Below are 12,159 nucleotides of genomic sequence, written 5' to 3'. Positions count from 1 at the left end.
CGCATGACGCTGACGCTTACTATCCTCGGCTCGGGTTCGTCGGCGGGCGTGCCGCGCCCGGCGCTCGGCTGGGGTGCCGCCGATCCGTCCAATCCCAAGAACCGGCGCCGCCGCTGCTCGCTGCTTGCCGAGCGCGTCACGCCGGACGGCATCACCCGTGTGCTGATCGACACTTCGCCGGATCTGCGCGAGCAACTGATCGATGCCGACGTCGATCATCTCGACGCTGTGTTCCTCACCCACGAGCACGCCGACCAGACCCATGGCATCGACGATCTGCGCTCGGTGGTGATGGCGATGCGGCGTCGGATCCCGGTGTATCTGAACAAGTCGACCGCCGATCACGTGCTGCTGCGCTTCGCCTATTGCTTCGAGACGCCCCCTGGCAGCTCCTATCCGCCGATCCTCGATGCGCATCCGATCGAGGCCGGCGAGGGCCGCAGTATCGAGGGAGCGGGTGGCGCGTTATCGCTGTCGGCGTTCCTGGTGCAGCATGGCGATATCCCGGCGCTCGGCTACCGCATCGGTGGCGCCGCCTACACACCGGACGTTCACGACATTCCGGCCGAAAGCTTTCCGCATCTCGAAGGCCTCGATCTCTGGATCATCGACGGCCTGCGCTACAAGCACCACGGCAGCCACTTCAACATCGAGACAGCGTTGAAATGGATCGCCCGCTTCAAGCCGACGCGCGCGGTGATCACGAACATGCACGCCGACATCGACTATGACACGCTTCGGAAGGAATTACCGGACGGCGTCGTGCCGGGGTTCGACGGGATGCGGCTGGAGATCGCGGGCTGATTGCACGTCCGCAAAGGCGGCGTAGTCAAGTACGGGTTCCGGTGACGGAACTACGCACGACAAGCCACCTGTGCATTGCATGGCTTTGAGGCTAACTCACCTCTTGCGAGACGCCACTCCGCTCTTCGCGCAACGTGATACGTGTCAAGTCCGCACAAGTGTCAGCCGAGAGACGGTCGTTCGCTGTTTGATAACAGTTTCTCTGCGCATAGTTCGCCAAATGCGGATGTGCACGGAGAAGGATGTGCCGGACCTTTGGCTTTATGACAGAATGTCGCGGATCGGAGCGCTGAGCTACCGATTCAAGATCATGTTGGTGGCTTTCGTTGGCATCCACGTGCCGCTGCTGGCACTCGTCCTCTACATCGCCGCCTTGAATGCGAGCCATTGGGGGACGTTTTTAGGGACGTTGGTGGTGACGCTGCTGGCGACCCTCACCGGAACCGGGCTCACGCTGTTTGTGCTGAACAAGTTGTTAAGTCCAGTGCTCCTGACTGCGAACGTGCTCGAGGGCTTTCGCCGCGATCGCCATCCGGGCGAGCTGCCGCGCCACTACACCGACGAGGCGGGCCGTCTGATGGCCAGTGCCGCGGAGACAATCGATCATCTCGAAACAACCCTGGATCGGCTCGAGCATGTCGATGAAGCGACCGGGTTGCCCAACCGCAAGCAGTTGCTGGCGTCGGTGAACCAGAACATCGAGCAGGGCGCCGCCGTGGCGTTGGTGGTCGTCCGACTCTCCGACTACGCGCGCATCAAGGCCGCTTACGGCAACGGCGTTGCTGAACGCGCCATCGCCATTCTGGCGCGACGCCTTGGTTCGTTCGTCGCCGAGGGCAAGATGCTGGCGCGAGCCGGCCGTGCCGAACTGGCGATTCTAGGCACCGCCAGCGAGATGCCCGACGCGCAGGCTGCGCTCGCGTTTCGAATCCGCAACGTCATTCAGTCGTCCGCGGGAGAAATCGCACTCGGCTCCATCGTGTTGGAACCGACGCTGCAAGCCGGCCTGGCGTTTTATCCGGCGGACGGCCGGAGTGCCGAACAGTTGCTCGACGCTGCGGCCGCCGCTGCGACGCAGAGCGGGCCAGCCGCACCGCTCGTCCTTCATTCGGCCGCGGCGACGCGCGCGGCTCAGTCGCGCTTTGAACTCGAGCACGATCTGCGCCGGGCACTGCCGGACGGTCAGCTCGATCTGCACTACCAACCGATCGTCGATGTCGCCGATCAGCGCGTGATCGGGGCCGAGGCGCTGCTGCGCTGGCACCATCCGGAGCGCGGCATGGTTTCGCCGGCGGAGTTCATTCCGCTGGCTGAAGCGACCGATCTGATTCAGCCGATCGGCCTCTGGGTGCTGTCGCGCGCCTGCATGCAGATTCGCGACTGGTCGAGTTCAGAACTCGGCGGCATTCGCCTCGCCGTGAATCTGTCGGCGCGCCAGTTTCTCGACAAGGATCTCGTCCCGCATGTTCGCGACGCGATCGACGCGGCCGGCATCAGTCCCGACCGGATCGAGATCGAACTGACCGAGACGGCCGCGATGGCCGATCACGCACATACAAGGCGCGTGTTCACCGCGCTGCGCGATCTCGGTGTCGGTATTGCGCTCGACGATTTCGGCACCGGCTATGCCAGCATGAGCTATCTGCGTAAGCTACCGTTCAACAAGCTCAAGATCGACCGCGAATTCGTCAGCCACGTCGATGCTTCGGGTGAAAGCCAGGCGATCTGCGACGCGCTGATCGCGCTGTCGCGCGGGCTCGGCATCAATGTGCTGGCCGAAGGTGCGGAGCGCGAGGAAGAGGTCCGGCATCTCCTGGCGCGCGGCTGCTCGGCTTTCCAAGGCTATTACTTCTCCCGGCCGGTCCCGGCCGACGAATTGGCGCGTGCCTCCGGGATCGCCCAGCTCCGCATGTTGCGTCATCAGATGGAGCAGGTCGATAAGGACAGCCGCTTCAAGCTGAATAGGCAGAGCAGGCGCGCCTGAGCCGCCCAGTCGATCGGCCATCACTCATTTGGCCTCGCCGTTCCGGCTTCGCACTTCGCGCGTCCCGGAATGACGTGTGAGGTTGCGCGTCGCTCGGGATGATCGGACGCCTTGCTACTTCGACGGTTCGAACGAAAGCGGTGGCAGGTCGGGCATCTGCACGTCGATCTTCACGTTGGTGGTGTCGACCTTGGTCTGGTCGATCCAATAGGTCACCGATGCGGCCACATGATCACGATCAGCACCAGGATCAGCTGCATCGCGACCCAGGGCAAGGCACCCCAATAGATGTCCGAGCTCTTCACTTCGCGCGGTGCGATGCCGCGCAGATAGAACAGCGCGAAGTCCTGCAGTGACAAAGGCGGGTCTAAAGGCGCTAACTACTCGCTGATCGCTTTCGCCGACTTCACCTGATCGCGCAGCATGAATTTCTGGATCTTGCCGGTCGAGGTCTTGGGGATTGCGGAGAACACGATGCTCTTCGGCGTCTTGAAGCCGGGGAGATGCTCGCGGCAATAGGCGATGATCTCGGCTTCGGTGGCGCTGGCGCCGTCCTTCAGTTCGACGAAGGCGCAGGGCACTTCGCCCCATTTCGGATCGGGCTTGGCGACGACGGCGGCGAACAGGATCGCCGGGTGTTTGTACAGCACGTCCTCGACTTCGACAGAGGAGACGTTCTCGCCGCCCGAGATGATGATGTCCTTGGAGCGGTCCTTGATGATGACGTAGCCCTCGGCATCGAGCACGCCGAGATCGCCGGTGTGAAACCAGCCGCCTTCGAGCGCTTCCCGGGTGGCCTTCTCGTTCTTGAGGTAGCCCTTCATCACGATGTTGCCGCGGAACATCACCTCGCCGATGGTTTCACCGTCGCGGGGGACTTCCTGCATCGTCTCCGGATCGAGCACGGTGACGGCTTCCTGCAGCGGGTAGGGTACGCCCTGCCGGCGCTTCAGCTTGGCGCGCTCGGCGACCGGCAAATCGTCCCAACCGGGCTGCTCGGCGCAGACCGAAGCGGGGCCGTAGACTTCCGTGAGGCCGTAGACGTGGGTCAGTTTGATGCCGATGGTCTCGGCGCCGGCCAGCACCGCCATCGGCGGCGCGGCACCGGCGATCAGGCCGACGACCGGCTTGGCGGCTGCGCCCTTCGGCGCGTCCGGCGCGTTGATCAGCGCGTTGTAGACGATCGGCGCGCCGCACATGTGAGTGACGCCGTGCTTGGGGATCAGCTCGAAGATCTTGGCCGGGTCGACCTTGCGTAGGCAGACGTTGACACCAGCCGCTGCCGCCAGCGTCCACGGGAAGCACCAGCCGTTGCAGTGAAACATCGGCAACGTCCACAGATACACCGGGTGCGTGCCGAGATTGCCGGCGAGGATGTTGCTGACGGCGTTCAGATACGCGCCGCGATGATGCGTCACCACGCCCTTCGGATTGCCGGTGGTGCCCGAGGTGTAGCCGAGCGCGATGGCGTCCCACTCGTCCTGCGGCCGCTCGCCGGTGAACAACGGATCGCCGGAGGCGACCGCGTATTCGTATTCGAGCTCGCCGATGCGGTGGCTGCCGGGAAACATCTTGTCGTCGACGTCGATCACCAGCGGCTTCGGCGATTTCATCAGCTTCAGCGCGTCGGCGATTACGGCGGAGAATTCCGGATCGACCAGGATGATCTTGGCGCCGCCATGCTCGAGCTGGAATGCGATCGCCGGTGCGTCGAGCCGGATGTTCAGCGCATTCAACACCGCGCCGGCCATCGGCACCGCGAAATGCGCCTCGACCATCGCTGGCACATTGGGCAGCATCACCGCCACGGTGTCGCCGCGGCCGATGCCGCTGCGCACCAGCCAGGACGCGAAGCGCCGGCAGCGGGCGCGGGTTTCCTTCCAGGTGTAGTGCCGGCCCTCATAGACCACGCTGGTGAGGTCGGGAAAGACGTTGGCCGAGCGCTCCAGGAAGCTCAGCGGCGACAGCGGCACGTAGTTGGCCGGAGTCTTGTCCAGCCCGATGCTGTAATGACCTTGCGGAGCGCTCATGACTGCCTCTCACTTGACGTGGCGCCGCTCCGTCCGAGCCCGCGGCACCTACAAAAATCCGATCGAAATCCACGGCACCGCCGCGACGATGATCAGGCCGACCATCAGCGCCAGCAGGTAGCCCCAGATCGGGCGCACGCCCTCGGCCGGATCGACCCGGCCGATCGCACAGGCCGCATAATAGCCGACGCCGAACGGCGGTGCGAACAATCCGATGCCCATCGCCAGGATCACCACCATCGCATAGTGCACTTCATGGACACCGATGGCACGCGCGATCGGAAACAGCAGCGGACCGAACAGCACGATCGCCGGAATACCTTCGAGCACGCTGCCGAGGATCACGAAGGCGACGATCGACACCGCCAGGAAGGTGCCGGCGCCGCCGGGCAGCCCGGTCATTGCCGCCGCCAGCGACCGGGAAAATCCGGACTGCGTCAGGCCCCACGCCATGCCGGTCGCGGTCCCGATGATCAGCAGGATCGCGCCGGACAGCGCCGCGGTCTCGATCAGCATCGGCAGCAGCCGCTTCCAGTCGAACTTTCGGTAGATCAGCAGGCCGGCCAGCACCGCATAGACGATGCCGATGGTCGAGACTTCAGTCGCCGTCGCGACGCCTTCGACCACGGCGGCGCGGATCACGAATGGCAGAGCCAATGCGGGCAGGGCGATGACCAGCAGTTTGCCGATCTGGGCGCCGCTGGCGCGCTTGATGTGGCTGAGGTCTTCGTCGCGATAACGCCACCACACCAGCGCCGACAGCGTGATCGCCAGCACCACGCCCGGCAGCAGGCCGCCGGTGAACAGCGCCGAGATCGACACGCCGGTGACCGAGCCGATGGTGATCAGCACCAGGCTCGGCGGAATGGTTTCAGTCTGCGCCCCGGTGGCCGAGAGCAGGGCGACGAGATCGCCCGGCTTGGCGCCGCGCTCCTTCATCTCCGGAAACAGCACCGGCGCGACGGCGGCCATGTCGGCGGCCTTGGAGCCGGAAATGCCCGACACCAGATACATTGCGCCGACCAGCACGTAATGCAGGCCGCCGCGAACATGGCCGAGCAGGCTGGCGAGAAACGCCACCATCGCGCGCGCCATACCGGTCATCTCGATCAACAGACCGAGAAACACGAACAGCGGCACCGACAGCAGGATCAGATGGCTCATGCCCTCGTCCATCCGGCCGACCAGCACCATCAGCGGCGTCCGCGTCGTCAGCGCCAGATAGCCGTAGATCGACAGGCCGAATCCGAACGCGATCGGCACGCCGGCGAACACGCAACAGCCGGCGACGCCGACAAAGAAGATCAGGAGGTTGATGTTGCCGAGCGGCTTGAGCAGAGGCTGCGCCAAGCAGAACGCGCCGATCAGCACCGCGACGGTGAGGGCGGCTGTACCCACCAGCCGCCAGTCGCCGAACCGGATCAGTCGCAGCAGCGCGAACGCCGCCATCAGCGCGGTGCCGACCGGCAGCGCCGCGGCACGCCAGCTGTTGGCCAGCGACAGCGCCGGCGTCGTGATGTAGCTCTCTTCGTAAGCGTACTCAGTGGCCGGCGCCGCGATCAGCAGCAGGAACGCCAGCGCGGCGCAGATCGCCACCAGATCGAGAAACGCGCGGCGCCGCGGCGAAGCCTTGGCCACCAGCGCGGTCATCCGCATATGCTCGCCGCGCCGGAATGCGACCGCCGCGCCGAACATCGCCAGCCACAGAAACAGGATCGAGGCGAGTTCGTCCGACCAGATCAGCGGGCTGTGAAACACGTAGCGCGACACCACGCCGGCGAACAGCACGACGACCTCCGCGACCACCAGCATGGCCGCGGGGATCTCCACCATCAGGCCGAACGCCCGCTCCAGCGCGCCGACCAGCGATCTGCGCGCCGGCGGATGCAGCGAGTCCACGGCCAATGCGTCGGCCCCGGCGTGCGCCATCGCCGCCGCCGGTCAGGCCAGCTTGCCGACGGACTTTTCCAGCAGCGACCAGGCCTGATCGCCGTATTTGCCTTTCCACTCGGCGTAGAAGCCGGCGGCGCGCAGCTTGTCGCGGAACGGCCCGATGGTCGGCTGGTTGAAGGTCAGGCCCTTGGTGGCGAGTTCGTCCTTGAGGCCGGCATTGAGCTTGGCGACGTCGGCGCGCTGATTGACGCCGGCGGCGTTGATGTTCTTGGCGACGATCTCGCGCAGATCAGCCGGCAGCCGCTCCCAGGCGCGGCGGTTCGCCAGGAACCAGAAGCCGTCCCACATGTGGTTGGTCAGCGAGCAGAATTTCTGCACTTCATAGAGCTTTGCGGTGGAGATGATCGCCAGCGGATTTTCCTGGCCTTCGACCACCTTGGTCTGCAGCGCCGAATACACTTCGCTGAAATTGATCGAGGCGGGCGCGGCGTCGAACGCCTTGAACATCGAGGTCCACAGCGGCGACACCGGCACGCGGATCTTGAGGCCCTTGAAGTCGTCCGGGCCGGTGATCGGCCGGGTCGAGGTCGTGGTCTGGCGGAAGCCGTTGTCCCAGATCTTGTCCATCACCACGAGGCCGGCCTTGCCGATCTCGCCGCGGACATAGCCGCCGAGCTCGCCGTCCATCGCCTTCCACACCGTGTCGTAGTCCGGAAACGCGAAGCCGATGCCGTTGATCGAGGCCGCCGGCACCAGCGTCGACAGGATCAGGCCGGACAGCGTGAAGAACTCGACGCCGCCGGAGCGGATCTGGCTTAGCATGTCGGTGTCGGAGCCGAGCTGATTGTTCGGAAAAACCTGCAGATCGACCCGGCCGTTGGTCTCGGTCTTGATCGCCGCCGACATTTCGCGGGCGCGGACGTTGAGCGGATGGGTGTCGGGCAGGTTGTTGGCGTACTTATAGACGAACTCGGCCTCCGCCGCGCGCGCCACCCACGGCGCCCCAACGCCGCCGACGACGGCCGCAGCCGCCGACGCCTTCAACATCGTCCTGCGCGAAATGCTCATCTGGCTTCCTCCAATAACGCTTCTTGTTTTCTGCGACCCGATCCGAAAAGTCGACGCGCCTTTGGTCATCATTTCGGCCCAGCCGGTCAAGCGATTTCCGTCCGGCGGACCGCGGCCATGGGACTTGTCCAGACGGTGTCGCGGATCGCGCCGGAAGCCCGGAGCGCCGGCCGCAGGACTGCGTGAGCGGGCCCAGCGTGAACGGCGAACGACCGGCTTGAGAGAATCGCGAGGCTTCGCGAGCGTGGCTCGGGCTGGATGAGATGACCGACGGAAACGCTCCACGTCATCATCAGGCCGAGACGGCTACGACATTGGCACGGAGCGGCATCGCAAACCGAAGCTGAGATCAATCCGACAGCAACACGCGGACGGACGACGAAAGCTGCTTGCTGCCGGCGTGCCGTCACGGCACCGCGCGCGGCGAACATTCGAAAGCCCGCGCAAGTTTATGGCATTTTCTTATAAATCTATATATTCCATAATATACCTTATGCGAATTACGGATATGGCTGTGGGGCATTCGAACGAGGCCTCGGCATCGCCAAGCGCACGGCCTCCTCGGTCTCGACCACTCTCCAGGCTGGACACCAACTAGGCCGGACACCGAGCTGCAACTGTCTCGAGCCCGACAGCCACACGGCCTGATGGCCGCGCCGCCGCGATGGTCGGACGATCGCGACGGCGTCGTTCGTCATCGCGCCAGCGCCAACAGTGCGTCGAGATCCAGGTTGCTCTCGCAATGGTCGGCCAAGGTCTCGAGCGCATCCTCGACGCGGCGCTCGAAATCGAGACCCGAGGTCGCGGCGCCGACCTGCCCCAGCCAGGCCGACCGGAAATCGTCGCCGCCGAAGATGCCGTGCAGATAGCCGCCGACGACCCGGCCGTCAGCCGACACCGCGCCTTCGGGCCGAAGCCCGGCGCGGTCGTCGAGCGTCAGCCACGGCCGCGCCAGGCCGGCGCCGGTGGTCCGGCCCATGTGCATTTCGTAGCCGGTGACCCGGCAGCCGCTGAGGCGGTCGCGGGCGTCGATCTCGACCAGGCGCTTGTCGCCAGAGATCTCGGTCTCGATCTCCAGCAGGCCGAGCCCGGCCGTCTCGCCGGGCGGACCTTCGAGGCCGAGCGGATCGCGGACGACACGGCCGAGCATTTGGAAGCCGGCACACAGCCCGACCACGCGGCCGCCGCGCCGGACGTGGGCGTGGATGTCGACGTCCCAGCCGGCCGCGGCTGGCCGCGGCGGCGCGCTCAAGCGCCAGCGAATCTTCGGCGGGCAGCCGGTCGGCGCCGGGAAACCAGCGCAGCACGCCGAGAAACGGCCAGCCAGTCTGCTCGGTGATGGTGCGGCAGCCCGGCTCGAATAGCGAGAAGTCGCCACGGAATTTGTTGATCAGATAACCAACCACGCGCGCGCGATCCGCTTCGCTTAGTAACACGTAGCTGCCGACCAGCGCCGCCATGGTGCCGCCGCGGTCGATATCGGACAGGAAGACGACGGGCAGATCGGCGGCCTCGGCGAACCGCATATTGGTGATGTCGGACGCGCGCAGATACACCTCGGCGCCACTGCCGGCGCCCTCCACCAGCACCAGATCCGAATCCGCGGCGACGCGTTCGAAACTGTCGAGCACCGCCGGGATCAGCCGCTGCCGCATATGGTGATAGACCCGCGCCGGACAATTGCCGAGCACCCGCCCCCGCAGCACCACCTGCGCGCCGATCTCGCTCTGCGGCTTCAGCAGCACCGGGTTCATGTGGATCGACGGCGGCACGCCGCAGGCCCGCGCTTGCAGCGCCTGCGCGCGGCCGATCTCGCCGCGCGGCGCTTTGCCGTCCGGCCTCGAAGGCAGATCGGAATCTGCCGCGACGGCGGCGTTGTTACTCATGTTTTGCGCCTTGAACGGACGCACCGCGAGGCCGCGCCGCGCATAGGCCCGGCACAGGCCCGCCACCACCATGCTCTTGCCGACGTCCGAACTGGTGCCCTGGATCATCAGCGCGCGGGCGCACCGTGGGCCGGTGTCCGGCCGGGCGGAAAAGCGGATACGGGAAATCAGGTCATCGACGTCGACGGTCATGGCGGCACTCGGTTGGAAGAGATCGGATGACGTCGTGGGTGAGCACGACGAAGAGGTGATCGCGGCCGGCTTGACGGTTGTGGCGCGCTGCCGGATAGGACGCGGCATGATCATCGTCAGCGCGCTCGATCACGCCCCTCGCCTTGTCGCCGAGCGCCGCCCGGCGCGATCGCTGTCCCTGATGGCGCCGTGGCAGCGCGTGGTGTTCGATGAAAGCTGGTTGCCGGCCGACCGCCTGATCCTTGCGTTCAACGACGTCGATGTCGCCGGTTCGGTTCACGTCGCGCCGGACGATGCGATCGTGCGCCGGATCATCGAGTTCGCGCGCGGCTGCAGTACGGACGAAGACGTGCTGGTGCATTGCTGGATGGGCGTCAGCCGGTCGCCGGCCGCCGCCTATGTGATGGCGTGCGAACGCGCACCGGGCGACGAAGTGATCATCGCCGATGCGCTGCGCCGCGCCTCCCCAACCGCAACGCCGAACAAGCTGATGGTCGCGCTGGCGGACGATGTGCTGGCACGCAACGGCCGAATGGTCGACGCCATCGCCGGCATTGGTCGCGGCCGCGAGGTCGACGGCGAGGTGCCGCCGTTCGAACTGCCGCTCGGCCGCTCGGCTTAGTTCGACCAACAAACGAGAGCATTCGCTTTGGTCTTGCACGTCGCCGCGCGGCGTGCTGTGCTTTGTGCTGCCTACGGTGCCTCTCGTGCGAGAGGTGAAACTGGGAATGCGGTGCGGCGAGAGATCGCCCATGCCGCAGCTGCCCCCGCAACTGTAAGCGGATCTGTCCGGACCAGCATGCCACTGCGTCGCGATGCGACTCGGGAAGGCGATCCGGACCACATCCGCGAGCCAGGAGACCGGCCGCAGGCGTTGTTCAACCCGGATCGACGGTGGGTCGATAGCAGGAGCTCGCGATGACAACGGCGAACTGATCGGCATCAGCCGGGCGCGGAATGCGCCGCCTCCCCCCAGATATGTGCTGACGCCGCACCACGGCGTCGATCGCCGTCCGCACGCGCAGCTGCGTCTGCGCCCAGCTCGGATGGCGTCTGTCATCGAGCCACCATGGAACCGAAAGACACCACGACCAACGAAGCCTTCAAGGGCTTCACCAACGCGGCCTGCCCGTTCCTGCCGTGTCATCCGGGCGTCGAGCGCGAGTTCAACTGCCTGTTCTGCTACTGCCCCCTGATCGCCTACGAGTGCCCGGGGCCCTATCAGGTCTTCACCGATCGCAACGGCCTGCTGCGGAAGGATTGCAGCGCCTGCACGCTGCCGCATAACGGCTATCGCCGCTCCTGGAAATTCATCCAGCGCTGGCTCGAAAAGCCGCGCATCTGGGACGGCTGCGCGCAGGATCCCAAACGGATCAAGGACGCTACGTCCGAGCGATGAGTAGCTGATCGATGGCTCGCAGGCGCAAATCCTCATCTAGTCACTGGCCCGCGCGCCCACCGGCAGCGTCCCCGCGTGGTCGATGCGTTCGATCGCCGCGACCAGCCGGTCCAGCGCCACCGCGAACATCGCGCCGCCGCAGATCGTCAGCGGCTCCGGAATGACGATGCGGCGGCTTGGCGGATAAGCGCGCTGGATCGACGGATGCAGCAACAGCGCCTTGCCCTGGTCCTCGGCCGCGGGCTGATCCTCGGCGAGCAACAGCAGATCGGGCCGCGCCGCGACAATCGTCTCCAGCGATGCGAAACCGCCATAGGCGTAGCCGAGATCAGTAGCAGCGTTCGACAGACCCGCGGTCTTCAGCAGCGAACTCAGCAGGCTGTCGCCGCCCGTCACCCAGCCGCGCCGCGACAGCGCCAGCACCCGCGCAGGATGTCTTGCCGCCGCAGCCTTGGCGCGCCCGATCGCGCGATCGAGCTCGGCGATCATCGCATCGGCGCGTTCAGGATGCCCCACCAGCCTGCCGACCCGCACGATCTGCGCCTTGACGTCGTCGATGCTGCGCGGCGTGTCGAACTCCTCGACCCGCAGGTTCTTCGCGCGCAGGATGTCGCGTGTCGCCCGCTTTCCGTAGCGTCCCGCCAGAATGACGTCGGGCGCAAGTATCAGAAGGTCTTCGGCCTCTCCCGACAGCCGCGGATAGCGCTCGGCCTGCTTCGCCAGCCACGACAGATGCGGATCACGCGCATAGGGCCCGAGCCCGACGATTTGGTCGGGATCGGCCAACCCGAGCAGCAACTGATCGGTGCACATATTGATCGAGGCGATCCGCGCGGCCGCCGTGGCCGATGGCGCGGCGATCAGCCCGGCGCAACTGATCACCACCATGAGCAACCACCTCCG

General features: G+C 65.8%; 9 protein-coding genes, 1 pseudogene and 1 riboswitch. Of the genes and pseudogenes, 4 read left to right on the top strand and 6 right to left on the bottom strand.

What is annotated here, in order from left to right:
• Nucleotides 1–3 precede the first annotated feature (3 nt).
• Together ACFFJ6_RS21170 and ACFFJ6_RS21165 are read left to right on the top strand one after the other, a co-directional pair.
• Nucleotides 4–804, top strand: a complete 801-nt coding sequence (locus tag ACFFJ6_RS21170) for an MBL fold metallo-hydrolase (protein WP_378391540.1) — start codon at nt 4–6, stop codon at nt 802–804.
• A 79-nt stretch (nt 805–883) separates the two neighbouring features.
• Nucleotides 884–2,788, top strand: coding sequence for a putative bifunctional diguanylate cyclase/phosphodiesterase (locus ACFFJ6_RS21165; protein WP_378392245.1), 1,905 nt, complete (start codon nt 884–886; stop codon nt 2,786–2,788).
• Between the two features lie 212 nt (nt 2,789–3,000).
• Here ACFFJ6_RS21165 and ACFFJ6_RS21160 read toward each other — a convergent pair whose 3' ends face one another.
• The 5 genes and pseudogenes from ACFFJ6_RS21160 to ACFFJ6_RS21140 form a co-directional block, all read right to left on the bottom strand.
• Nucleotides 3,001–3,147, bottom strand: a complete 147-nt coding sequence (locus ACFFJ6_RS21160) for a hypothetical protein (protein WP_378391538.1) — start codon at nt 3,145–3,147, stop codon at nt 3,001–3,003.
• Nucleotides 3,148–3,168: 21 nt separating this feature from the next.
• Nucleotides 3,169–4,818 carry an acyl-CoA synthetase gene (locus tag ACFFJ6_RS21155; RefSeq protein ID WP_378391536.1) on the bottom strand — a complete coding sequence of 550 codons (1,650 nt, stop codon included), beginning with the start codon at nt 4,816–4,818 and terminating at the stop codon, nt 3,169–3,171.
• Nucleotides 4,819–4,866: 48 nt separating this feature from the next.
• Complete coding sequence (locus ACFFJ6_RS21150; protein WP_378391534.1) at nt 4,867–6,747, bottom strand: TRAP transporter large permease; 1,881 nt, start codon at nt 6,745–6,747, stop codon at nt 4,867–4,869.
• A gap of 12 nt (nt 6,748–6,759) precedes the next feature.
• On the bottom strand, nt 6,760–7,779 hold the full coding sequence (locus ACFFJ6_RS21145; protein WP_378391532.1) for a TRAP transporter substrate-binding protein: 1,020 nt from the start codon (nt 7,777–7,779) through the stop codon (nt 6,760–6,762).
• A 694-nt stretch (nt 7,780–8,473) separates the two neighbouring features.
• Nucleotides 8,474–9,857, bottom strand: a pseudogene (locus ACFFJ6_RS21140) (cobyric acid synthase).
• 34 nt (nt 9,858–9,891) lie between these two features.
• Between ACFFJ6_RS21140 and ACFFJ6_RS21135 the strand changes: the two are divergent.
• Nucleotides 9,892–10,479, top strand: a complete 588-nt coding sequence (locus tag ACFFJ6_RS21135) for a tyrosine phosphatase family protein (protein ID WP_378391530.1) — start codon at nt 9,892–9,894, stop codon at nt 10,477–10,479.
• Nucleotides 10,480–10,536: 57 nt separating this feature from the next.
• Nucleotides 10,537–10,741, top strand: a riboswitch (cobalamin riboswitch).
• Between the two features lie 185 nt (nt 10,742–10,926).
• Nucleotides 10,927–11,256 carry a cysteine-rich small domain-containing protein gene (locus ACFFJ6_RS21130; protein ID WP_378391528.1) on the top strand — a complete coding sequence of 110 codons (330 nt, stop codon included), beginning with the start codon at nt 10,927–10,929 and terminating at the stop codon, nt 11,254–11,256.
• A 36-nt stretch (nt 11,257–11,292) separates the two neighbouring features.
• On the opposite strand, the gene ACFFJ6_RS21125 is transcribed toward ACFFJ6_RS21130, so the two are convergent.
• Complete coding sequence (locus ACFFJ6_RS21125; protein ID WP_378391526.1) at nt 11,293–12,144, bottom strand: ABC transporter substrate-binding protein; 852 nt, start codon at nt 12,142–12,144, stop codon at nt 11,293–11,295.
• Between the last annotated feature and the right edge of the window lie 15 nt (nt 12,145–12,159).

Origin of the sequence: Rhodopseudomonas telluris (assembly GCF_042432815.1) — a bacterium.
GTDB lineage: Bacteria > Pseudomonadota > Alphaproteobacteria > Rhizobiales > Xanthobacteraceae > Rhodopseudomonas > Rhodopseudomonas telluris.
The sequence above is the reverse complement of the archived record's forward strand: the minus strand, read 5'-3'. Positions and strand labels throughout refer to the sequence as shown.